General features: G+C 56.0%; 18 protein-coding genes. 17 read left to right on the plus strand and 1 reads right to left on the minus strand.

Annotated elements, in window-relative coordinates:
- The first annotated feature begins 109 nt into the window (after positions 1-109).
- The 10 genes from AC1RBR_RS13845 to AC1RBR_RS13890 all read left to right on the plus strand — a co-directional run bounded on the left by AC1RBR_RS13845 (position 110) and on the right by AC1RBR_RS13890 (position 11,530).
- On the plus strand, positions 110-979 hold the full coding sequence (locus AC1RBR_RS13845; protein ID WP_492564979.1) for a phosphatidylinositol-specific phospholipase C domain-containing protein: 870 nt from the start codon (positions 110-112) through the stop codon (positions 977-979).
- 68 nt (positions 980-1,047) lie between these two features.
- Positions 1,048-1,953, plus strand: a complete 906-nt coding sequence (locus AC1RBR_RS13850) for an AraC family transcriptional regulator (protein WP_027612740.1) — start codon at positions 1,048-1,050, stop codon at positions 1,951-1,953.
- Between the two features lie 342 nt (positions 1,954-2,295).
- Positions 2,296-3,606, plus strand: a complete 1,311-nt coding sequence (locus AC1RBR_RS13855) for an ABC transporter substrate-binding protein (protein ID WP_115984764.1) — start codon at positions 2,296-2,298, stop codon at positions 3,604-3,606.
- Between the two features lie 153 nt (positions 3,607-3,759).
- Positions 3,760-4,686, plus strand: a complete 927-nt coding sequence (locus AC1RBR_RS13860) for a carbohydrate ABC transporter permease (protein WP_115985131.1) — start codon at positions 3,760-3,762, stop codon at positions 4,684-4,686.
- 8 nt (positions 4,687-4,694) lie between these two features.
- Complete coding sequence (locus tag AC1RBR_RS13865; RefSeq protein ID WP_003225143.1) at positions 4,695-5,525, plus strand: carbohydrate ABC transporter permease; 831 nt, start codon at positions 4,695-4,697, stop codon at positions 5,523-5,525.
- Positions 5,526-5,689: 164 nt separating this feature from the next.
- Positions 5,690-6,793 (plus strand): ABC transporter ATP-binding protein, encoded by a 1,104-nt coding sequence (locus AC1RBR_RS13870; protein WP_204894581.1) that lies wholly within the window; start codon positions 5,690-5,692, stop codon positions 6,791-6,793.
- 17 nt (positions 6,794-6,810) lie between these two features.
- Complete coding sequence (locus AC1RBR_RS13875; RefSeq protein ID WP_492564982.1) at positions 6,811-8,286, plus strand: mannitol dehydrogenase family protein; 1,476 nt, start codon at positions 6,811-6,813, stop codon at positions 8,284-8,286.
- 131 nt (positions 8,287-8,417) lie between these two features.
- On the plus strand, positions 8,418-9,914 hold the full coding sequence (gene xylB / locus AC1RBR_RS13880; RefSeq protein WP_492564984.1) for a xylulokinase: 1,497 nt from the start codon (positions 8,418-8,420) through the stop codon (positions 9,912-9,914).
- 13 nt (positions 9,915-9,927) lie between these two features.
- Complete coding sequence (locus AC1RBR_RS13885) at positions 9,928-10,866, plus strand: carbohydrate kinase family protein (RefSeq protein WP_492564986.1); 939 nt, start codon at positions 9,928-9,930, stop codon at positions 10,864-10,866.
- A gap of 43 nt (positions 10,867-10,909) precedes the next feature.
- On the plus strand, positions 10,910-11,530 hold the full coding sequence (locus AC1RBR_RS13890) for a transglycosylase SLT domain-containing protein (protein ID WP_443532837.1): 621 nt from the start codon (positions 10,910-10,912) through the stop codon (positions 11,528-11,530).
- A 142-nt stretch (positions 11,531-11,672) separates the two neighbouring features.
- On the opposite strand, the gene AC1RBR_RS13895 is transcribed toward AC1RBR_RS13890, so the two are convergent.
- On the minus strand, positions 11,673-12,974 hold the full coding sequence (locus tag AC1RBR_RS13895; RefSeq protein WP_492564989.1) for an OprD family porin: 1,302 nt from the start codon (positions 12,972-12,974) through the stop codon (positions 11,673-11,675).
- A 374-nt stretch (positions 12,975-13,348) separates the two neighbouring features.
- On the opposite strand from AC1RBR_RS13895, the gene AC1RBR_RS13900 reads away from it, so the two are divergent.
- The 7 genes from AC1RBR_RS13900 to AC1RBR_RS13930 are packed head-to-tail and all read left to right on the plus strand — an operon-like array spanning position 13,349 to position 23,700.
- Entirely contained in the window at positions 13,349-15,403 is a 2,055-nt protein-coding gene (locus tag AC1RBR_RS13900; protein ID WP_492564990.1) for a type VI secretion system Vgr family protein, read from the plus strand.
- On the plus strand, positions 15,394-16,257 hold the full coding sequence (locus AC1RBR_RS13905; protein WP_492564992.1) for a DUF4123 domain-containing protein: 864 nt from the start codon (positions 15,394-15,396) through the stop codon (positions 16,255-16,257). The genes AC1RBR_RS13900 and AC1RBR_RS13905 overlap by 10 nt, the downstream gene beginning before the upstream one ends.
- A 33-nt stretch (positions 16,258-16,290) precedes the next feature.
- Positions 16,291-19,581 (plus strand): hypothetical protein, encoded by a 3,291-nt coding sequence (locus AC1RBR_RS13910; protein ID WP_492564994.1) that lies wholly within the window; start codon positions 16,291-16,293, stop codon positions 19,579-19,581.
- Positions 19,582-19,598: 17 nt separating this feature from the next.
- Entirely contained in the window at positions 19,599-20,567 is a 969-nt protein-coding gene (locus tag AC1RBR_RS13915) for a tetratricopeptide repeat protein (RefSeq protein WP_492564996.1), read from the plus strand.
- Between the two features lie 2 nt (positions 20,568-20,569).
- Complete coding sequence (locus AC1RBR_RS13920; protein WP_492564998.1) at positions 20,570-21,706, plus strand: tetratricopeptide repeat protein; 1,137 nt, start codon at positions 20,570-20,572, stop codon at positions 21,704-21,706.
- A 5-nt stretch (positions 21,707-21,711) separates the two neighbouring features.
- Positions 21,712-22,677, plus strand: coding sequence for a tetratricopeptide repeat protein (locus AC1RBR_RS13925; RefSeq protein WP_492565000.1), 966 nt, complete (start codon positions 21,712-21,714; stop codon positions 22,675-22,677).
- 51 nt (positions 22,678-22,728) lie between these two features.
- On the plus strand, positions 22,729-23,700 hold the full coding sequence (locus AC1RBR_RS13930; protein ID WP_492565001.1) for a tetratricopeptide repeat protein: 972 nt from the start codon (positions 22,729-22,731) through the stop codon (positions 23,698-23,700).
- Positions 23,701-23,735 lie beyond the last annotated feature (35 nt).

A 23,735-nucleotide genomic window follows, 5' to 3' on the forward strand; every position in this document is an offset into this window, starting at 1 on the left:
CAAAGAGTGCTGGCTTGTAGTTTTTCCGCTTGCGCCAAAGAATAACTTCCGAACTGACCAAACAAGTTAACTGGTCGGAAATTAAACTTTATCTGCAACGGAATGCACCATGAGTAATTACCCTTTCAAAAACTGGATGGCGGCTACACCGGATATGGACCGACTGACCCTTGGCGAAGTGGTCTGGCCAGGGGCGCATAACTCCGGGCTGGATTACGACTTTTCGTACCCGGCGTATCTGCAGCCCACTAAAAACTGGTTTGTCTGCCAGGATGGCCCGTTCATTCAGCAACTAAGCGAGGGCGTGCGCGCCTTCGACTTGCGTCTGCATGCCGATGAACACTGGCTGGGCATCAGGAAGTTTCATACGTTTCATGGCGTGAAACTGTTCGAGGGACGTTCCTTGAGCGATCTTGTAAAAAGCCTCAATTTTTTCCTCAATGAAAATCCCAACGAGTTCATCGTATTGGACTTACATGAACTCAAGGGCATCAACGATCAGCCATTCGATTACAAGGGTTTCCATGAAGTCATCACCACAGAACTGGCTTCGCGGCTTATTCCCCGAAACAACAGTCATCTGACCCTGGAACAACTTAAAAAGGCCAGTGCGCTGCAACGCGTGGTGTTGGCAAGCGACTCGCACCCGGATTTCAATTCGCCCCTGTACTGGCCGAAAATCCGCCACGAATGGAGCGGTTCAAATATCACCTCTCCCGAGCAACTCGAACAACACATCACACGCACCCTGGCCAACCCGCCGGCACCCGGCAGCCTCTGGTCATTGTCGGCCACCAGCTACGGCGAACTGGCCGGCGTCAAGCGGATCACCGACAAACTCGATCAATGGTTTGGCCCAGACTCGGGATGGGCGCCGAAGTGCAGCATTATCAATGCCGATTTCATTGGTGGCACTCCACTGATCGGCCATTGCCAGCAGGTCAACCAGTCCAAAGGTCTACGCAAGGCCCGGGGCTGAGGCGCTGGAACTGTCCGTGACGTGCGTGCATGATGGGCGCCTGAACACCACAACAAGACGCATCGGACATGACTCGGGCAACCAGAATCACTGATCCCTCCTACGAACTGATGGACGACCATAACGGGTTGTCCATCATCTACCGTCAGCATGGTTTTCCGTGCCCGTTAGTGCGCTGGCATTTTCACAAGGAATACGAACTGCACCTGATCGTTGCCAGTTCCGGCAAGGTCTTCATCGGCGACTACATCGGCAACTTTTATCCGCAAACACTGTTCCTCACCGGGCCCAATCTGCCGCACAACTGGATCAGCCAGGTGGCCGACGACGAAGTGGTGGAAAAGCGCGACATGCTGGTGAACTTCACCGATGAGTTGTTCGACAGCGGGCACCAGGTGTTCGCCGAACTCAAGACCCTGGCGCCGCTGCTGGAGCGCGCGCAATACGGCATCGAATTTCGCGACAAGGATACGATCCGTCAGGCCATGACGTTGATGCAGCGAATTGCCGATACGCGCGGCGTTACCCGTCTGGGGCACTTTTTCATTCTGATGGAGCTGCTGGCGGCGACTGACGATTATCAATTGCTGTCTGGCGCCACTAACACGCAACTGGCCGACGAGCACAACATCGACCGCACCAACCGCGCGGTCGACTTCATCTTCGACCATTACGCCCGGGAGCTGACCCTGGAAGAAGTCGCCGAACATCTGGGGATGAAACCGACCTATTTCAGCCGCGTATTTAAACAGGCCACCGGGCGCAACTTCATCGAGTTCGTCAATCGTCTGCGCATCAGCAAATCCTGCGAACTGCTGGCCGATGGCGACAAACCGGTGACCGAGGTGTGTTTCGAGTCGGGCTTCAACAATATCTCCAACTTCAATCGGCGCTTCCAGCAACTCAAGGGCATGACGCCGTCGCACTATCGGCGCCTCGCAGTGCAACGCCTGACCGAACAAAACCTCGGCTGACACCACCGCCCCCTGTAGGAGTGAGCCTGCTCGCGAAAGCGGGGTATCAGTCAACTGATCGGCAAATTGACACAGCGCTTTCGCGAGCAAGTCCGCTCCCACAAAGAGCATCTGATGCGATGAAACCTGTACTGATTCGATAGCCCCTTCCCACTGAAATGCCCTTCCCTGTGTTTACCGCAACAATCTCCAGTGCAAAAAAGTACTGATTTGAGTGCGACGGATGATTTGTCAGTCCGTCGATTGAGGGCTGTAATCAGCGCACATTCTTCCTGCATTCGGAAGACACAAAAACAATAACTGTCCTTCTGCCTCCCAACGGACGCAGAAAAGGAGTGCACGATGCAACCCACTGCAAAAGCTCTGCTCGCTCTCACCTGTATGACCCTCAGCAGCGTCAGCCTTGGCGCCCAGACCCTGACCATCGCCACCGTCAACAACAGCGACATGATCCGCATGCAAAAGCTCTCGAAAACTTTCGAGTCCGAGCATCCGGAGATCAAGCTCAACTGGGTGGTGCTGGAAGAAAACGTCCTGCGCCAGCGTCTCACTACCGACATCGCCACTCAGGGCGGGCAGTTCGATGTGTTGACCATCGGCATGTACGAAGCGGCACTCTGGGGCGCCAAAGGCTGGCTGGAACCGATGAAGGATCTGCCGGCCAGTTACGCCCTCGACGATGTGTTCCCGTCGGTGCGCGAAGGCCTGTCGGTCAAGGGTTCGCTGTATGCCCTGCCGTTCTACGCCGAGAGTTCGATCACCTACTACCGCACTGACCTGTTCAAGGACGCTGGCCTGAGCATGCCCGAGCGCCCGACCTGGGAACAGATCGCCGGTTTCGCCGAAAAACTCACCAACAAAGACAAAGAGCAGTACGGCATCTGCCTGCGTGGCAAGGCCGGCTGGGGCGAGAACATGGCGCTGATCACCACGGTCGCCAACGCCTATGGCGCGCGCTGGTTCGATGAGCAGTGGAAACCTGAGTTCAGCGGGCCGGAATGGAAAAACGCGCTGAATTTCTACGTCAACACCATGAAGAAATCCGGCCCGCCGGGCGCCTCCAGTAACGGTTTCAACGAGAACCTCGCGCTGTTCAACAGCGGCAAATGCGCGATCTGGGTGGACGCTTCCGTCGCCGGCTCGTTCGTCACCGACAAGACTCAGAGCAAGGTCGCCGATCACGTCGGCTTCACCTTCGCCCCGCATCAGGTCACCGATAAAGGTTCGGCGTGGCTGTATTCGTGGGCATTGGCGATTCCGACCAGTTCCAAGGCCAAGGACGCCGCCAAAGCGTTCAGCGCCTGGGCCACCTCCAAGGAATACGGCGAGCTGGTGGCCAAGACCGACGGCATCGCCAACGTGCCGCCGGGCACCCGCGCCTCGACCTACAGCGATGCGTACATGAGCGCGGCGCCGTTCGCCAAGGTCACGCTGGAATCGCTGAAAGCGGCAGATCCGAGCAAACCGACGCTGAAACCGGTGCCTTACATCGGCATTCAACTGGTGACCATTCCTGAATTCCAGGGCGTGGGTACCCAGGTCGGCAAGCTGTTCTCGGCGGCGCTGATCGGCCAGACCACGGTGGATCAGGCCCTGACCGCCGCGCAGCAAACCACCGAACGCGAGATGAAGCGCGCCGGTTATCCCAAGTAACCACACTGCTCGCTCCTGCCTTTTGTAGGAGTGAGCCTGCTCGCGATGGCGGTTTTCCATCAAACACCATCGGTGGCCGACACACCGCTATCGCGAGCAGGCTCACTCCTACATTAGATCTCCATAGGTCTGTATGACTCGGTTGTGATCACCATGAATACTTCAACTGCCAAAGCCCACATCGATCTGACCCGGCCGCAGCGCAAAAGCCGCGTGGCCAATCCCGGCTGGTTTCTGGTCAGCCCTTCGGTGGCCCTGTTGCTGCTGTGGATGATCGTGCCGTTGGGCATGACCATTTATTTCTCGATGATTCGCTACAACCTGCTCGATCCGGGGGTGAACGAATTCGTCGGGCTGGAGAACTTCAGCTATTTCCTCACCGACTCCGGGTTCCTGCCCGGCGCCACCAACACCCTGTTGCTGGTGGGCAGCGTGCTGCTGATCAGCGTGGTGTTCGGCGTGCTGATCAGTGCGTTGCTGGAGGCCAGCGAGTTTCTCGGCCGCGGCATCGTGCGGGTAATGCTGATCTCGCCGTTCTTCATCATGCCCACCGTCGGCGCGCTGATCTGGAAGAACCTGATTTTCCATCCGGTCTCCGGAATCCTCGCCTACATCTGGAAGCTCTTTGGCGCGCAACCGGTGGACTGGCTGGCGCACTACCCGCTGCTGTCGATCATCATCATTGTCTCGTGGCAATGGCTGCCCTTCGCGATCCTGATCCTGATGACCGCCATGCAGTCCCTTGACCAGGAGCAGAAAGAAGCCGCGCGCCTGGATGGTGCCGGCCCCGTCGCGATCTTTTGGCACCTGACCCTGCCGCACCTGGCGCGGCCGATTGCCGTGGTGGTGATGATCGAAACGATCTTCCTGCTGTCGGTGTTCGCCGAGATTTTCACCACCACCAACGGCGGCCCCGGCTACGCCTCGACCAACCTCGCCTACCTGATCTACAACCAGGCGCTGGTGCAGTTCGACGTCGGCATGGCCTCGGCGGGCGGCTTGATTGCCGTGGTCATCGCCAACATCGCGGCGATCATTCTGGTGCGGATGATCGGCAAAAACCTGACTGACAAAGCCTGAGGCCTGCCATGACTCTTCAACAATCCCGCCGGCTGCAAAGCCTGCTGCTCGGCACCCTGGCCTGGGCCATCGCGATCGTGATTTTCTTCCCGATCTTCTGGATGGTGATGACCAGTTTCAAAACCGAAATCGACGCCTTTGCCACGCCGCCGCAGTTCATCTTCACGCCAACGCTGGAGAACTACCTGCACATCAACGAGCGCAGCGACTACTTCAGTTTTGCCTGGAATTCGGTGGTGATCTCGTTCAGCGCCACCGCCCTGTGCCTGCTGATCGCGGTGCCCGCCGCCTACTCGATGGCGTTCTACGAAACCCAACGCACCAAGGGCACGCTGCTGTGGATGCTCTCGACCAAGATGCTGCCGCCGGTGGGGGTGCTGATGCCGATCTACCTGCTGGCCAAGAGTTTCGGCCTGCTCGATACACGCATCGCGCTGATCGTGATCTACACCCTGATCAACCTGCCGATCGTGGTCTGGATGATTTACACCTACTTCAAGGACATCCCCAAAGACATCCTCGAAGCCGCGCGTCTGGATGGCGCCACCCTGTGGCAGGAAATGGTTCGCGTGCTGCTGCCGATCGCCAAGGGCGGCCTCGCTTCGACCGTGCTGCTGTCGCTGATTCTGTGCTGGAACGAGGCGTTCTGGTCGCTGAACCTGACCTCGTCGAAAGCTGCGCCTCTGACCGCGTTGATCGCCTCGTACTCAAGTCCCGAAGGGCTGTTCTGGGCCAAGTTGTCAGCGGTCTCGACCCTGGCCTGTGCGCCGATCCTGATCTTCGGCTGGATCAGCCAGAAACAACTGGTACGCGGCCTGTCGTTCGGTGCCGTGAAATGAATATTCCAGAACCAACACCTTCTCCTGTGGGAGCGGGCTTGCTCGCGAAAGCGGTGGGTCATCCAACAATGATGGTGACTGACACGGCCCCTTCGCGAGCAAGCCCGCTCCCACCAAAAGCTTGCCCGGCGCAATTGAATTAACTTAAGCGGAGGCCCATCACCATGGCCAACCTGAAAATCAAGAATCTGCAAAAAGGTTTCGAAGGTTTCTCCATCATCAAGGGCATCGACCTTGAGGTGAATGACAAGGAATTCGTGGTCTTCGTCGGCCCGTCCGGCTGCGGCAAATCCACTTTGCTGCGGCTGATCGCCGGGCTGGAAGAAGTCAGCGGCGGCACCATCGAACTCGATGGCCGCGACATCACCGAAGTCAGCCCGGCCAAGCGCGATCTGGCGATGGTGTTCCAGACCTACGCGCTGTACCCGCACATGACCGTGAAGAAAAACATGTCGTTCGCCCTCGATCTGGCCGGTGTACCGAAAGCCGAAGTCGAGAAAAAGGTCGGCGAAGCGGCGCGCATTCTCGAACTCGGGCCGATGCTCGAGCGCAAGCCCAAACAGCTGTCCGGCGGCCAACGACAACGGGTCGCGATCGGCCGGGCGATCGTGCGCAATCCGAAAATCTTCCTGTTCGACGAACCGCTGTCCAACCTCGACGCCGCGCTGCGCGTGCAGATGCGTCTGGAGCTGCTGCGCCTGCACAAGGATCTGCAAGCCACGATGATCTACGTGACCCACGATCAGGTCGAAGCCATGACCATGGCCGACAAAGTCGTGGTGCTCAACGGCGGCAAGATCGAACAGGTCGGCTCGCCGCTGGACCTCTATCACCACCCGGCCAACCTGTTTGTCGCCGGGTTCCTCGGCACGCCGAAAATGGGCTTCCTCAAAGGCAAGATCGCCCGCGTCGACGGCCAGAGCTGCGAAGTCTCGCTGGACGCCGGCACGCGCATCACCCTGCCGTTCAACGCCGCCAACCTGAGCGTCGGCAGCGCGGTGACCCTGGGCATTCGCCCGGAACATCTGGAGCTGGCACAACCGGGCGACTGCACCCTGCAAGTCACCGCCGACGTCAGCGAACGGCTGGGCAGCGACACCTTCTGCCACGTCACCACCAGCGCCGGCGAAGCCCTGACCATGCGCGTGCGCGGTGACCTGGCGAGCCGTTACGGCGAACAACTGAACCTGCACCTGGACGCCAGCCATTGCCACCTGTTCGACGCCGATGGCGTGGCGCTGACCCGCCCGCTGCGCGCGGCGGCCTGAACCTCGAGACCTGCCCGATGAAACTGAATGAACAAAACCTGCACCGCCTCGCGCCCGAGGTGCAACTGCCGGCCTACAGCCTCGGCGACACCCGTCACGGCATCGCGCACATTGGCGTCGGCGGTTTCCATCGTGCGCATCAGGCGTATTACACCGACGCGCTGATGAACACTGGTCAGGCGCTGGACTGGGCAATCTGCGGCGTCGGCCTGCGCGCGGAAGACCGCCGCGCCCGTGACGACCTCAAGGAGCAGGACTACCTGTTCACCCTGTTCGAACTCGGCGACAACGATGACACCGAAGTGCGGGTGATCGGCGCGATCCGCGATATGCTCCTGGCCGAAGACGGCGCGCAGGCGCTGATCGACAAACTCGCCGATCCGCAGATCCGCATCGTCTCGCTGACCATCACCGAAGGCGGTTACTGCATCGACGACAGCAACGGCGAATTCATGGCGCACCTGCCGCAGATTCAACACGATCTGGCAAATCCGCAGGCGCCGACAACCGTGTTCGGTTTCCTCTGTGCGGCGCTGGAAAAGCGCCGTGGCGCCGGCACACCGGCGTTCACCCTCATGTCCTGCGATAACCTGCCGCATAACGGCGCGGTGACCCGCAAGGCACTGCTGGCGTTCGCCGCCCTGCGCGACCCGGGACTGCGCGACTGGATCGAGCAGAACGTCAGTTTCCCCAACGCCATGGTCGACCGCATCACGCCGATGACCAGCACCGCGCATCGCCTGCAACTGGCCGACAAACACGGTGTCGACGATGCCTGGCCGGTGGTCTGCGAGCCGTTTGTGCAATGGGTGCTGGAAGACAAATTCGTCAACGGTCGCCCGGCCTGGGAACAGGTCGGCGTGCAGTTCACCGATGACGTTTCGCCCTATGAAGAAATGAAGATCAAACTGCTCAACGGCAGCCACCTGGCGCTGACGTATCTGGGCTTTTTGAAGGGCTATCGTTTCGTCCACGAGACCATGAACGACCCGCTGTTCGTGCGCTACATGCGCGCCTACATGGACCTCGACGTCACCCCGCAACTGGCACCGGTGCCGGGCATCGACCTGACCGACTACAAAAATACGCTGGTGGCGCGTTTTTCCAATCAGGCGATTGCCGATCAGCTGGAGCGGGTGTGCTCGGATGGCTCGTCGAAGTTTCCCAAGTTCACCATTCCGACGATCAATCGCTTGATTGCCGATGGCAAGGAAACCAAGCGTGCAGCGTTGGTGGTGGCGGCCTGGGCGCTGTATCTGAAGGGCGTGGATGAGAATGGCGACACCTATGGGATTCCTGATCCACGGGCGGAATTCTGTCAGGGACTGGTGGCGGATGATGCGCTGATCACTCAGCGATTGTTGGCGGTGGAGGAGATCTTCGGCACGGCGATTCCGCGTTCGGCGGCGTTTGTGGCGGCGTTCGAGTGGTGCTGCAACAGCTTGCGTGAGGTGGGTGTGACGCGCACTTTGGAGCGGATTTTGGCTGAGTGATGCGGTGACGCTACTGACGCCTTCGCGAGCAAGCCCGCTCCCACAGGGGAACGCGTTTCAAAATGTGGGAGCGGGCTTGCTCGCGAATAGCAGCCTCACCCTGGCAAACCTGACACCCTGAGGACCTCACTGTGACCACCCGACAACTCTTCCTCGGCATCGACTGCGGCACCCAAGGCACCAAGGCGATCATCCTCGATGCCGCCAGCGGTCAGGTGCTCGGCGAAGGCGCCGCCACGCACACGATGATCAGCGGTGCCAATGGCCGGCGCGAGCAGGACACCCAACAGTGGCTCGACGCCTTCGCCCTCGCCACCCGCCGCGCGCTGCTCGCGGCCAATGTCGACGGTCAGGCGATCCTCGGCATTGGCGTCTCCGGCCAGCAACACGGTCTGGTGCTGCTCGACGATCAGGGCCAGGTGCTGCGCCCGGCCAAGCTGTGGTGCGACACCGAAACCACGGACGAAAACGACCGTCTGCTCAAACACCTCGGCGGTGAAAAAGGCTCTCTGGAGCGCCTCGGCGTGGTCATCGCCCCGGGCTACACGGTTTCGAAATTACTCTGGACTAAAGAACAACACCCGGAGGTGTTCTCGCGCATCTCGCGCATCCTGCTGCCCCACGATTATCTGAACTTCTGGCTCACCGGCCGCGCCTGCAGCGAATACGGCGACGCCTCCGGCACCGGTTATTTCAACGTGCGCAGCCGCCAGTGGGACTTGCAACTGCTGCGCGATATCGACGCCACGGGCCGACTGCAAGCCGCGTTGCCGGAGCTGATCGACGCACATCAGGCGGTCGGCACCCTGCTGCCGGCGATTGCCCAACAGCTCGGACTCAACGCGAATGCGCTGGTCGCCAGCGGCGGTGGCGACAACATGATGGGCGCCATTGGCACCGGCAACATTCAGCCGGGGGCGATCACCATGAGCCTCGGCTCCTCCGGCACGGTGTACGCCTACGCCGAGGCGCCGCAGGTCAGCGCGGATGCTTCGGTCGCCACGTTCTGCTCGTCCAGTGGCGGCTGGCTGCCGCTGATCTGCACCATGAACCTGACCAACGCCACCGGCGCGATCCGCGAACTGTTCGGCCTCGACCTGCAGCAGTTCAATGACCTCGTGGCCGAGGCGCCGATCGGTGCCGAAGGCGTGAGCATGCTGCCATTTCTCAACGGCGAGCGCGTCCCCGCCCTGCCCCATGCCACCGGCAGCCTGCACGGCCTGACCCTGAGCAACCTGACCCAGGCCAACTTGTGTCGCGCCGTGGTCGAAGGCACCACCTTCGGTTTGCGTTATGGACTGGATCTGTTGCGCCACAATGGTTTACAAAGCCGCAGCATTTGCCTGATCGGCGGCGGTTCGAAAAGCGCGGTGTGGCGGCAGATCGTCGCCGACATCATGAACACCCCGGTGATCTGCACCGAACACAGCGAAGCCGCAGCCCTTGGCGCGGCGATTCAGGCGGCGTGGTGCAAGTCATGGTCGAACGGCCACGAGGACACTTTGGCCGATCTGTGCCAGCGCTGCGTGAAGCTCGATCTGCACAGTGAAACCCTGCCGGTCGCCGCCAATGTCGCGGCGTTCCAGCAGGCCTATGAACGCTATCAACAGCATGTCGCAACCCTATAAAGAGCAAACAATTATGTATTTGGTGTGTGGCGAAGCCCTGTTCGATTTCTTCAGCGAAGACGATGCCAGCGGTCTGGCTTCGAAGGTCAATTTCAAGGCGATTGCCGGCGGCTCGCCGTTCAACGTCGCGGTCGGTTTGCGCCGTTTGGGCGTGGATTCGGCGCTATTTGCCGGGCTGTCCACCGACTATCTGGGCCGGCGTTTGCAGCAAGTGCTGCAGGATGAAGGCGTGCGTGCGGACTACCTGATCGACTTCGCCGCGCCAACCACGCTGGCGATGGTCGCGGTCGGCGCCAATGGCTCGCCGCATTACAGTTTTCGCGGTGAAGGTTGCGCTGATCGCCAATTAAGCCTCGCCCATCTGCCCCAGCTCGGCCCTGAAGTGCGTGGTCTGCACATCGGCTCGTTCTCGCTGGTGGTGCAACCGATCGCCGACACCCTGCTGACCCTGGTGCAGCGCGAAAGCGGCAAGCGCCTGATCACCCTCGACCCCAACGTGCGCCTCAACCCGGAACCGAACATCGACCTGTGGCGCGAGCGCGTGGCGACCCTGGTGCAACTGGCCGACATGATCAAGGTCAGCGACGAAGACCTCAGCCTGTTGTATCCCGAACAGGATCCACAACGCGTGATCGAAGGCTGGCTGCAGCATCGCTGCCAGTTGGTGTTCCTGACCCGTGGCGGCGAAGGTGCGACAGTGTTCAGCCGCGTTCATGGTTCGTGGTCAGTACCGGCGTGCTCGGTGAAGATCGCCGATACCGTCGGCGCCGGCGATACCTTCCAGGCGGCGCTGATCACCTGGCTGACCGAGCAAGAACTGGATTCTGTCGAAGGGGTTCAACAGCTCAGCCGCGAGCAGATCGAGGCGATGCTCAGGTTTGCCGTACAGGCGGCCGCCCTTACGTGCAGCAAGACCGGTCCGGATTTGCCCTATCGTCACCAGTTGAGCTGAGCGCGTAGACTGTCGGCCTTTTTGCGCGCATGGGGATGACGGTTTGATTTCAGGGCGGACGGCGGGACTTTTGATACTGGCGGGACTACTCAGCGGCTGCGGCACCTCGCCGCCGCGTTCGCCGGAAGACATCTGCGAGATCTTCCGCGAGAAAAGCGACTGGTACGACGCGGCGCAAGTCACGCAAAAGCGCTGGGGCGTACCGATCCAGGTGCCCTTCGCGATCATGTATCAGGAGTCCGGCTACCGCTACGACGCCAAGACGCCGCGCAAATACCTGTTGTGGGTGATTCCGTGGGGCCGGGTATCGACAGCCTCCGGCTATGCCCAGGCCAAGGATGAAGTCTGGGCCGACTACCAGAAAAGTACCGGGCGCAACTGGGCCGACCGCGAAGACTTCGATGACGCCATCGACTTCGTCGGCTGGTACATGGACAAGACCACCTCGATCAACGGCGTGTACAAGTACGACGCCTATAACCAGTACCTGAATTACCACGAAGGCTGGGGCGGTTTCCGCAACAAGACCTACGCCAGCAAAGCCTGGCTGATGCCCACTGCACGCAAGGTGCAGGCGCGCTCCGACGTATATGCGCGGCAGTATGCCGGGTGCAAGGAAGATTTGAATCGCGGCTTCTGGAGCCGGTTCTGGCATTGGTTGTAGGGATGACTATCAGACCCAATCGCGAGCAGGCTCACTCCTACAAGGGATCGATGGCGAACACGCTATCCGCGGCGACCAAAATTCCTTTGTAGGAGTGAGCCTGCTCGCGATAGCGGTCATCCAGGCGCCATAGTTCTAAGGGTTACAACACCGAAAAGTTGTAACTCACAATCAACCGGGTCTCATCCACATCCCGGGCAAACTTTTCATAGTTGGTGCGGTAAGTCGCATTGCGCAGACGCAGGCTGACATCCTTGAACGTGCCCGTCTGGATCACGTACTTCAACTCGCTGTCGCGCTCCCACTCTTTGCCCTCCTGATCACTGCCCGGGACCTTGATGTGATCACCGTTGACATAGCGGGTCAGGAAGCTCAGGCCGTTGATGCCGATGGCCTTGAAGTCATAGTCGTAACGCAGCTGCCAGGAACGCTCCTGCGCGGCGGCGAAGTCGTTGACCTGCACGTAGTTGACCAGATACGGATTGCTGCCATCGAGGTACGGCATCGAGTTGTCGCCGTTCATGCGCTGCCAGCCGGCGCTGAAGGTGTGGCCGCTGATGCCGTACGAGAGCATGCCGCTCAAGGCGCGGTTGTCGATGGAGCCGGCTTTGGCATCACCGCTGTCGGCGCTTTTCAGCAAACGCAGATCGGCCTTCAGCATACCGTCACCCAGCGGCTGATTGCCGAGCAAACCAATGAAGTGCTGGCGGTAGATGTCTTCCAGCTCGGCGTAGTGATACTGCGCGGTCAGGCGATCATTGATCTTGTAGTCGAAGCCGTACATGTCGAAATGATCGGCGGTGGTGTTGCAGGCGTAGCGCTTGTTCTTGCAGTGCACGCGGATGTCTTGCGAGTCGGTGGAGTCGCGCGCGGTGTACTTGTCCAGACGCGCGGCCATGAAGGTCAGATCCTTCACTTCTTTAGAGGTCAGCATCGCACCGTTGAACATGGTCGGCAGCAAGCGGCCGTCGTTATACTTGAGCAACGGCAGATCCGGCAGCAGCGCGCCGTACTTCAACACCGTGTCCGAGACCTTGACCTTGGCGGTCAGGCCCATTTTCGCGTACTGGCCCTTCGAGCCGCGCGGGTTGTCGCCGCTGGATGGCAACAAGCCGCTGTTGCTGCGATCAGGGCTGGAGTCGAGCTGTAACCCGAGCATGCCCAGCGCATCGATACCGAAGCCCACCGTGCCCTCGGTGTAACCCGATTGCAGATTGAGAATAAAGCCTTGCGCCGACTCTTCACGCTTGGAAGCGCCCTGGTCACTGGAGGTGTGCCCATCACGGAAATCGCGGTTGAAATACACCGTGCGCGATTCGATTTTCGCCGTGGTGTCTTCGAGAAAACCGCTGGCCTGAACCTGCGCGGCAAAACCGGCGCACAGCACAACGGCTCCGAAGCCAAACGACTGGCGCGGGGTGATGAGGGGAAATGGGGGACGCATTAAAAACTCCAACAGTACAGCGTTTGCGCCGGGGCGCAGTCAGCCAGAAAAATAGCTCCCGTCCCGGGTCAAAAACAGCCGGGAAGAAGTGGACACGCAGGGGTGAGTTGCAATGATGGCAGATGGCTTTGACGGCCTGAAGGCGACTTTAGTCTGAAACTGACTGGCGATTCTTCGGCCTGCGATGGGCTCAAAGCAGGTGCTGGCCAGTGGCTCACGACTGCGAAGTCCCCGGTTTCATTGGGTGAAAACGCCGACATAGGGGTTTTCCCTATACCTTGCGGGTCCCTTCCCTACGGCATTTGCGCCTTGAACGAGGCGGTCTAATCCTCCATCATCCGTCACCTGCTTATTCAACGGACGGAATTCAAGGCATGCTGGACGCCAACGCTACCCACATTACCCTTACCCTCGAAGGCGCCTCCGCCGACCTGCAAGTGCTGAGCTTCACCGGTCGCGAAGCCCTCAACGAGCCTTTCCGTTTCGACCTCGAACTGGTCAGCGCCCGCCCCGACCTGAAACTCGAAGAGCTGCTGCACAAGCCCGGCGTCCTGACCTTCGGCGCCACCGGCGAAGGCAAGATTCATGGCCTGGTGTACCGCATCGAGCAAGGCGATTCCGGCAAGACCCTGACCCGTTACAGCATCAGCCTGGTGCCGCAGCTGGCCTATCTGCGGCACAACCATGACCAGCAGATTTTCCAGAACCTCACGGTGCCGAAGATCATCGCCCAGGTGCTGGAAGATCGCGGCATTCTGGCCGACGCCTACAGCTTCCAGCTCAACGCCGAGTACCCGCAGCGCGATTACTGCGTGCAGTACGACGAGTCCGACCTGCATTTCATCCAGCGCCTGTGCGAAGAGGAAGGCATTCACTTCCACTTCCAGCACAGCAGCAGCGGGCACAAACTGGTGTTCGGCGACGACCAGACGGTGTTCCGCAAACTCAAGGCCGTGAGCTACCAGCAAGACTCCGGCATGAGCGCTGACAAACCGGTGATCAAGCGTTTCAACCTGCGCCTGGAAACCCGCACCACCCGCGTCAGCCGCCGCGACTACGACTTCGAAAAACCGAAGATCCTGCCCGAAGGCGCAGTCAAATCCGAGTTCGCCCCGGATCTTGAGGACTACGATTACCCCGGTCGTTTCACCACCCGCGAGCGTGGCAAATTCCTCTCGACCCGCGCCCTCGAACGCCATCGCAGCGACTACAAACTCGCCGAAGGCAAAGGTGACGAACCAACCCTGACCAGCGGCCACTTCCTGACCCTGGCCGAACACCCGCGCGCTGAATGGAACGACTTGTGGCTGCTGCTGGAAGTCTTCCACGAAGGCAAACAGCCGCAGGTGCTCGGTGAAAACGTCACCAGCGACGTCACCGACAACAAAAGCGATTTCCACCAGGGTTATCGCAACAGCTTCCTCGCCACCCCGTGGGACGCACACTACCGCCCTGCCCTCGAACACCCGAAACCCAAAGTCCTCGGCAGCCAGACCGCGGTCGTCACCGGCCCGGCCGGCGAAGAAATCCACTGCGACCAATACGGCCGCATCAAAGTGCAATTCCACTGGGACCGCGACGGCCAGTCCGACGACAAAACCACCTGCTGGCTGCGCGTCGCCAGCGGCTGGGCCGGCGCCGCCTACGGCGGCATCGCCATCCCGCGCATCGGCATGGAAGTCCTCGTCACCTTCCTCGAAGGCGACCCCGACCAGCCACTCGTCACCGGCTGCCTGTACCACAAGGAAAACGTCGTCCCCTACGACCTGCCGGCAAACAAGACCCGCAGCACCTTCAAAACCCTCAGCTCCCCGGGCGGCAAGGGCTACAACGAGTTTCGCATTGAAGACAAAAAGGGTGCCGAGCAGATCTACATCCATGCCCAGCGCGATTGGGACGAGAACATCGAGCACGACCAGAAGATCCGCGTGGGCAATGAGCGGCATGACACGGTTGAGGCCAACACCCTGAGCGAGTTCAAGGTTGAGGAGCACCGGATTACCCATCTGGATCGCATCAGCGAAATGCGCGCGGATGATCACCTGACCGTCGCAGTCACCCAGCACCTCAAGGTAGGCACAGCGCAATTCGTCGAAGCCGGCAGCGAAATCCATTACTACGCCGGCCAGAAAGTCGTCATCGAAGGAGCCATGGAACTGACCGCCAAAGCGGGCGGCAGCTTCGTCAAGGTCGACGCCGGTGGCGTGACCATCAGCGGTGCCGAGGTGAAGGTCAATACCGGCGGTGCGCCGGGCGTAGGTACGCCGGCCGCCCCGTTGCTGCCAGGGCCGATGAAAGTGGCGGATGCGGATAAGGCGGGCAAAGTGCTCATCCCGCTGCCCAAACGCCTCAACGAGTCCGGTATCACGCCGTTGTGCGGCAAACAAAGCAACGGCGCTTGCAGCCGTAAGGATTGCACATGCATGTAAAAGCGCTGAGCGCCCTCCTCGAAGCGCCACGCCACCCCTTCGAGGGTTTGCCAAAAGAAAGCTCCGACCTGAGCCTGTGTTTCATCATTGATCGCGTCCGTCAGCCAGAAGCCATGAGCCGCCTCTACCGTGTCGGCGAACCCGTCGACACCCAAGGCCTGTTCCTCAACACCGACTTCGCCGAAATCGCCGCTGACGGCCCTCTCTGGCTGGTCGCCCCGTGGGGCAGTCGCCTCGCTGCAGAAGCGGCAGGTCTCTGCGAAGAGGACTTTGCCGGCATCGCCCTCACCACAGCAGATCCAGTCAAAGCACTTGCACACGCCCGCTGGCTCCTGCGTGCCAACGATGGCTCCGGCGGTCAAAGTCTGTTGAGTTATCACAAGCCAAGTCTGTGGGCCGCGCTGGCCTACACCGCCGGTGAAAGTTCGCATCAGCTCTTCGGCCCTTGGCAACACGTATACAGCCCGGCACCGGTTCACTTCGGGCGCAATCGCGGTCGCTGGCTCAGTTGGCGAGCCCTTTCGGAACTTGAATGGCTGGGCGACGTCTCAGCGTTCAACCTGCCACCAGCAGCGCCAAAGGTTCAGGAGCATCTTGGATGGGTTTACTGGGCAGACGAGCAATACGCTGCCTACGGTGAACCTACCGACGAACAACTGCCCAACCTCGTGGAAAACCTTAATGTGCTGGTTGCCCACAACATTTACGAAGGTCGTCATTTACTGAAACTGGGCCAAATCACCAACGGCCCGCTGCTCGAAACGCAGCCACAGGCAATGGCCATCCTGCAATCCAGGGAAGAGTCGTTCATCAAAGTACAGCAGTTGCAGCAACTCGCTTACAGCGCAGCTTGATGACCCCGTCCGTAAAGAATGAATGGAAGCGAAATGGAAACTGAAATTTCAGAAGCCCCCAAGGTAGATCTCAACGGACCAAGTGCGAACGTATCGACTTCAGCGGTACCGGTAGAAAGCAAGCCAGCTTTGGAGCTTGATCCCCAGCCTGAAGCGCCTGACAGTTGCTCTAACGCGTTCGACAACGTGAAGACGCCTTGCTCGACGGAATATGGCGAAGTGATCTACGCCACCAAGGAAAAAATGTTCTACCTGTTGCCTAAACGAGCGGCCAGCTCGATCAAAGAGGCGATGAATGAACTCGAGCAACACATCAGCGCCAGCAAGTCTCCGGAAGAACGACTCAAAGGTATGAACACCGCAGGGCTTCTAGAGTACTTTCTGGAGCCCAAACTGAGTAATTTCCTGCAAGGCGAGCAAAAAAGCCGAATGCTCGAAATCGAGGCTCAGGAACCCGATATCGCGCAGCCCACCATGGCTATGCGATTGAAGGCTGTCAGCCGAGAGGCCCGAAACTCCGCTGCTTTGGACACACTGCCAGACCAAAGCGAATACGCTCGCAATCGGGAGCTTGCCAATCAACAGCAAGCGAGCCTGCTTGAAGCCAACTCTGACGGCCAGAAACTGCAGCGCCTCTACAACGAATGGAAGAAGCTGAAAGCGATTGCAGTTGCACAGGCAAAAATTGCTGGCTACACCTACGAGAGCGGCAACCTGTTTTCCCCGGGGGCGATCGAAGCAAGAAATCGCGTGCAGACTTACTTGAAAGCCCGCGCTGCGCTCACGAAGAGTGGCAAGTTGACGACTCTGAAGGAGGCAGACTTTCAGAAAGACAAAAAGGCTTATCTGGACGCCACAAACTGCGTAATCGATGGCAAAGCCCGGATGTGTGGTTATTTAAAGGAAGTCGCTAACGAGCGCAAAAAAGTCGAAAAAGACTTCTCTGCTTATATCGATGCGATTTTGAAAGTTGCCGACTACGGATTGGCCCTACCGGAGTTTGCGCTCATTCCTGAGACGGGTGACATCAGCGCAGGTGTCGAGAAGTTCAAAGCATATCTCGAGATGGAGCAGCAACAGATCAAGCTCACCGAGCAGATCCGCACGAAATATAAAGCCTGGATTGACGCCAGCGGCCAAAACGTCGCGCCCCCCACAGGAATCGTGGAAGCGGAGCAAGCAGAGTGGCAGCGCATCCAACAAGATCGCCTTAAACTCCGCGAAGACGCTGAAGCGGCGGTTGCTGCAGCCCTGCCATTACGACATCTCCTGTGGGAACCAGAGCAGTTTCAACCAAAACCGGAAGAGCGCTTGGTCAAAGCAGAATTTCCTTTGCGCGAAGTTGCACTTTTCAATAGTCCCAACAGTCCCGTTAAACACCTGAGTCTGCTCAATCTGGAGGGCATCACAAAGGTACTGAAAAAGGACGCGAGTGAAATCGGCGCCAAAGCAAGCAAGGATTTGAAGAAACTTCCGGGAAACAGCAACGGAAAAGCAACATCGGACACTGACGACAATCCTTTCCATGAGTGGCTGCGAGCGGAAGGTGCACTAGCCATCAAAGATCAGCAGAGTGACTGGTTTGATGAGAAAGGCTGGTTTGATGTAGAGCTGTTCCATTCTTACCTGAAGTCGAAAAACTACAAGGTCGAAACCTTTGAGGATGCAGGAGCCCGCAAGGACTGGGGACTTCGTCTTCGTCAGTTGCTCTTCAAAGAAGAAGTCAGAAGCTCGTTGCGCCTGTTCGACAATAGCCCCCAAGCGCAACTCGTGCGTTGCCTCACACCGCCGCAGTCATCAATCCACACTGGCGCTAAAATAAACGGCCCGACATTCAGTGTCGCGGATAACTTCAAAGCTTCCGCCAAGGCTGAAGCAAGCCTGGGCATTGACCTCGCACGTGGCGAAGTCGAACTGATGAAAATGGATCTTCCGGGCAGAGATCAGGCCAAAGACATCCTGATTCCTTACCTCGACTACGACAAAAATCGCAAAAACCTGAATCTCGGTCGGTTCTCCATCCACCTGGGCGCCAGAGCCTGGGGATACACAGGTGCCACTCTCCTCCTTTCCTCCAGCGTGCAGTTGGGACGTGCAAACGTACAAGGCGGCCTAAATCTTCCGGAAATCACCGACGCAAAACGTCCTGAAACGACAAATTCAACCGCTGGAACCGTGAGAAGCGAACCGGTGCTGGAAGGCAATGCCGCCAAAGTTCGAGTAGAGGACGGCGCCAAAGCTCAATTCAACCTTTTTGCTGGAGTGCAGGCAGGGATCCTACTGACCGGTGCTCTGAACTGGGCACCACCAAAAGACATAGCAGCCTTGCGCACCGCGCCAACGCCCGGAATGGGTAACAGCGTCAACAGCACCAAAGCCAGTCAATGGTCCAGTCTTGCCAGACTTACTGCTGGTTTTACTGCCGCATACGGGATTGGCACGAATGCAGACATTGGCATTTCCTTGCACGAAGGCCGCTTCATTATGCGGTTCAAGGCATCTGTCATTGTCGGAGCGGGAGCCGGCGGCGAGTTCCAGTTCGAAGTCGGTTATGACGGGGTTACTGACCTGATTAATCTCGTGCGTCGAGAAATCCACAAAAATCAGGATAAATCGCTGATTTTTGTAACCGATGATGCTGCTGACTACATAGACAAGCTTAACTTCCTTGGCGCAGCAGGTATGGAAGTGGCGATGTTTTATATGCAGGGCATAGATATGGTGATGTCTTTATATGAGGCGCTAACTGGCGGAGGTAGAGGAGCCATCATTGCCCACACGATTATGACTTATCGCAATCAAAATGAGTTGGAGCAGTGGTTTCTGAATGCCACACCCAATGCGCTCGGCCCTATGTTAATGACATTAACTTCAGCAGCTGGAAGTTTTAACATTACGGGTGTTTCAGAAGATAGTGGTTCTCGAGAAAAGAAATATACTTACGACAGATCGCAGGCCCACCTTATTCAACAACAAGCAGTTGAAAGGATATTGGGTTGGATTTTGAATAACGCAAAAAAAACAAACACCTTGACGCAAGCTCAAGCACAATTTGAAGAAGCGTGCATCAGTATGAATAGATTTGGCACTAAAAATCTCGACAATGGCCAAATTTATTGCGAGCAACGTCTAGCCATGGACAACTTCATGTCGGAGGCGATACTTCGCTTAGTTGACCAGAGAAACGACCAAATGAGGGCCAGATATAAAAAACATGTTGAGGAGCTTGGCGCGAGACTAGACGGATTTTGTCAACGATTTACGCACTATGGCCGGACGTACCTTCCTGGCGGAAGAGCAACATATAACGGCCCAGAAGAATAAATGAGCAAAACACAACCATGACAATATTTAAAGCAATGGCTGTAGCGATTATCATCGCACTACCAAAATGTGTTTCTGCGACGCTTAGCTCTCAGCAGCAGCTAGCGAAAGAACGCGGAATAATGCTATTCAAGCAGTATAAGACTGCCGAACCCGAATTACGAATAGCGGCAGAAGCAGGAGACGCTGAAGCACAGTTTTTTTTAGCAGAGGAAATACGGCAAAACAAACAATACATCACCGATGAAGCTTATAAATGGTATGAGGCGGCAGCCAGCCAAGGCGACCTCTATTCGATGATTCGAATCGGCCGAACCAATAATGACCTATGCTTGACAATGAAGAATTGTCCAATAGGAAAAAAAGAACCAAAAGAATGGTTGGCTGAAGCGACGAGAATCGCGAAAGACAAATCCGATCATGGTGATGCGGAAGCTCTTTACATAATGTATGAGTTGACCGCAGAGAGAGAGTGGTTAAAGAAATCAGCACTAGCGGGAGATGCGATCGCCCAATATCGAATGGCTATTGGTGATCGTCAAGGAGAAGGTTTTATTCTTCCATGGAAGCGCAAAGAAATAGTTGAGCATTGGTTTTTACTTTCTGCGAAAGCAGGAAACCCCAAAGCAATGATGCAACTTTTTGGTATATATAGAGAAAAAGGCGAACTGGAACAAGCCCGATACTGGGTAGAAAAAGCGGCGTCGTTTGGATATGAAGCCGGAGTCTATAACTATGGATATTTTTTAGCCGTCGACCCTGAAGCGCTCGGATTTACGGAGGATAGAATCAAAGGATATGCATTAATTTCTTTGCTGAAAGAGCTAGACGGCGGTGGAACAGCACAAACAGATGTAGAGGAGATACTTCCACAAATTTCAGAAAAAATGACTCCAACGCAAATTCAAGAAGCAAAAAATTTTGCTGACAAGTGGAAGACAACACACCCCCCTCTTTCTTTCTTTCCTGAAAAAATAGGCTTTTAATCTTGCATCAGCCTCTACAATTAAAAGAAATCTTAACTGCGAGACCAAATTATTTTGAGCTGCTCAAAATTTTTAATATAAGCTTGGCTCTTGCATGCATATTATTTAGCAAACATGCAAACTCCGAACTATCTATCCAACAACAAAAATCAATAAACGAAGGGGTAAAGCTCTACAATCAAGAGACTTTATCATTACCACTCAAGCTTGGCTCCCACACGAATACCGACACAACGCTCGAACAAAACCTTTCAAAGCAAAAAGGCATCACTTTATACAACCAATACAAAGCCACATCTGCAATCCCGTTCTTAACAACCGCTGCAGAAGCGGGCGACCACGAAGCTCAATATTATTTAGGTGAGGCTCTTCGTAAGAAAAATCATTACATGAATATGGAAGCGAAGAAATGGTATGAAGCGTCAGCAGGTCAGAACGATCTTTATGCCATGATCCAATTGGGCCGTATTGAGCATGATATGTGTGAAATATCCAGCGACTGCCCTCCTTCTCAAAAGCAACCAATAGAATGGTTAAATCAGGCAAAAAATATAGCTCAAGAAAGAGCCGAGGCTGGAGACGCGGAGGCAATGTGCATAATGTATGAAATCACGCTAGATGATACGTGGCTGGAAAAGTCCGCATCTGCGGGAAATGCATTTGCGCAATACTGGATGGCGGTCTCCATTAAGCAAGGTGATGGTTTTTTCCTGCCTTGGAAACGAAGCGAAGCAGTTGAAAAGTGGTTTAAGCTTTCGGCTGAAGGCGGCTACCCTAAGTCGATGATGGAATATGCTGCAATATTGTATGAGCGTGGTGATATAGAGGGTTTTCGCAACTGGAATGAACAGGCGGCGCTAGCAGGTTATGCAACCACTGTTTTCGGATACGGTTCTGACTTAGCACATGAGCCTGATACATTCGGATATCCCCTCGACCTAATCAAAGGCTATGCACTTATATACTGGCTGTCCGAGCTAGACGGGGGTGGTGGCATGAAGGAAAACGTTGAATACACGCTACCTCGAATCGCCGCAAAAATGACCGCTGAACAAATTGAAGCAGCCAAAAAGTTTTCTAAAGAGTGGGCTGCGTCGCACCCTCCCCTTTCTTTCTTTCCTGACAAACTTAGCCGCTGAGCATGATGAAACTTTCTATCGCAGGATTTTTGCTAGTCACTTTTGCCCCTGCTACATTGGCACTCACTGACTCCGAACTTGCAATTAAGTCCAGCGGTATAATTCTTTACAATCAGTTTAAAACTATCTCTGCAACTCCTCTACTGAGAATAGCGGCAGAGGCTGGAGACCATGAGGCACAATATTATCTTGCTGAGTCATTACGGCAAAAAAATAGCTACATGAATCCTGAAGCTAAAAAGTGGTATGAAATGGCAGCTACCCAAGGGGATCTTTATTCAATGATCCAGCTTGGGCGAGTAAAAAATGATCTATGTAAATTATCAGAAGACTGCCCTGCCACAGACAAAACACCATCGGACTGGTTGAATCAAGCATCTAGCATCGCTCAGCCTAAGGCTGAAGATGGAAATGCTGAAGCCATGTACATAATGTATGAATTAACGCTCGATACAACTTGGCTAGAAAAGGCAGCCACAAAAAATCACCAAATCTCACAGTATTTATTAGCTAAAAGCTACAATCAGGGAGACGGTTTTTTCCTTCCATGGAAACGCTCGGAAGCGGTTGAAAAATTATTCAAAGCTTCAGCTGAGAGTGGGTACCCGCCCTCCATGATGGAATACGGAGCCCTTCTTTATGAAAAAGGTGACATTGAAGGTTTCCGTCATTGGAATGAGCAAGCAGCTTTAGCAAGCTACGCCACAACAGTTTATGGTTACGGTTCTGATCTTGCTCATGAGCCAGACACGTATGGATTCCCATTCGATGTCGTTAAAGGTTATGCCCTCGTTTACACCTTGAAGGAGCTAGACGGCGGTGGAGGCTTACAAGAAAGAGTGGAGAGTAAGTTACCGAAAATTGAAGCAAAGATGACAGCTGAGCAAATTGCAGAAGGCAAAAAATTTGCAAAAGAATGGAAGGCGACTCACGCACCACTTTCGTTCTACCCGGACAAACTAAGTCGTTGAAAACCAAGCTTAGCATTATCTCTTTTCTGGCGAATTGAACTGATAGAATCCATGAAGTATTTGACCATTTCCCTGCTATTCATAACAATGCTTTCTTCTCACGCGGAAGCCCAACTGGACGCACAGCAGAAAATCGCTAAAAACGAAGGCATTATACTCTATAACCAATATAAGGCCACTTCAGCCATTTCCTTTTTGACAATCGCAGCAGAGGCTGGCGACGCAGAAGCCCAATATTATTTAGGTGAAGCCCTCCGAGCGAAAAATCATTACATGAATATAGCTGCCAGAAAATGGTACGAGGCGTCTGCAGGTCAAAACTATCTTTATGCCATGGTTCAGTTAGGGCGTATCGAACACGACCTATGCGATATATCCAACGACTGTCCCGCTTCGCAGAAAGCACCTATAGATTGGTTAAACCAAGCAAAAAAATTAGCCCAAGAAAAAGCAAATGCTGGCGACGCAGAAGCGATGTATATAATGTATGAAATCACTCTAGATGATAATTGGCTAGAACGATCTGCAACTTCAGGAAATGCTCTTGCACAATACTGGCTTGCCACTTCACTTAAGCAAGGTGAGGGATTTTTTCTACCATGGAAGCGAAGTGAGGCAGTTGAAAAATGGTACAAACTTTCAGCTGAAGGCGGCAACCCTAGATCAATGATGGAGTTGGCTGCTCTTCTTTTTGAGAAAGGAGATATTGAAGGCTTCCGACATTGGAATGAGCAAGCCGCAGTATCAGGTTACGCAGAGTCCATATATGGATACGGTTCATACTTGGCTCACGAGCCCGACACCTATGGCTTTCCGTATGACCCTGTAAAGGGATACTCGCTTATTTTTTCTCTAAGTAGCTTGGATGGCGGGGGCGGAATGCAGGAAAATGTTAAATACAAGCTTCCCCTCATTGCTTCCAAGTTGACCCCTTCGCAAATATTAGAAGCTAAAGAGCAATCAAAAAAATGGATATCCATCCACCCTCCCCTGTCCTTCTTCCCTGACAAGCTAAGCCGTTAGCTTGTTTTATACGAATACAAGGGCACGAGAATCAT

Source organism: Pseudomonas sp. GW823-FHT01D03 (assembly GCF_058798255.1).

What these genes read in the sequence shown, in the direction of transcription:
- AC1RBR_RS13845 (WP_492564979.1), top strand. Translation starts at nt 110, where the DNA reads ATGAGTAATTACCCTTTCAAAAACTGGATGGCGGCTACACCGGATATG.
- AC1RBR_RS13850 (WP_027612740.1), top strand. Translation starts at nt 1,048, where the DNA reads ATGACTCGGGCAACCAGAATCACTGATCCCTCCTACGAACTGATGGAC.
- AC1RBR_RS13860 (WP_115985131.1), top strand. Translation starts at nt 3,760, where the DNA reads ATGAATACTTCAACTGCCAAAGCCCACATCGATCTGACCCGGCCGCAG.
- AC1RBR_RS13930 (WP_492565001.1), top strand. Translation starts at nt 22,729, where the DNA reads ATGAAGTATTTGACCATTTCCCTGCTATTCATAACAATGCTTTCTTCT.
- AC1RBR_RS13925 (WP_492565000.1), top strand. Translation starts at nt 21,712, where the DNA reads ATGAAACTTTCTATCGCAGGATTTTTGCTAGTCACTTTTGCCCCTGCT.
- AC1RBR_RS13870 (WP_204894581.1), top strand. Translation starts at nt 5,690, where the DNA reads ATGGCCAACCTGAAAATCAAGAATCTGCAAAAAGGTTTCGAAGGTTTC.
- AC1RBR_RS13875 (WP_492564982.1), top strand. Translation starts at nt 6,811, where the DNA reads ATGAAACTGAATGAACAAAACCTGCACCGCCTCGCGCCCGAGGTGCAA.
- AC1RBR_RS13895 (WP_492564989.1), bottom strand. Translation starts at nt 12,974, where the DNA reads ATGCGTCCCCCATTTCCCCTCATCACCCCGCGCCAGTCGTTTGGCTTC.
- AC1RBR_RS13900 (WP_492564990.1), top strand. Translation starts at nt 13,349, where the DNA reads ATGCTGGACGCCAACGCTACCCACATTACCCTTACCCTCGAAGGCGCC.
- AC1RBR_RS13885 (WP_492564986.1), top strand. Translation starts at nt 9,928, where the DNA reads ATGTATTTGGTGTGTGGCGAAGCCCTGTTCGATTTCTTCAGCGAAGAC.
- AC1RBR_RS13865 (WP_003225143.1), top strand. Translation starts at nt 4,695, where the DNA reads ATGACTCTTCAACAATCCCGCCGGCTGCAAAGCCTGCTGCTCGGCACC.
- AC1RBR_RS13855 (WP_115984764.1), top strand. Translation starts at nt 2,296, where the DNA reads ATGCAACCCACTGCAAAAGCTCTGCTCGCTCTCACCTGTATGACCCTC.
- AC1RBR_RS13915 (WP_492564996.1), top strand. Translation starts at nt 19,599, where the DNA reads ATGACAATATTTAAAGCAATGGCTGTAGCGATTATCATCGCACTACCA.
- AC1RBR_RS13910 (WP_492564994.1), top strand. Translation starts at nt 16,291, where the DNA reads ATGGAAACTGAAATTTCAGAAGCCCCCAAGGTAGATCTCAACGGACCA.
- AC1RBR_RS13905 (WP_492564992.1), top strand. Translation starts at nt 15,394, where the DNA reads ATGCATGTAAAAGCGCTGAGCGCCCTCCTCGAAGCGCCACGCCACCCC.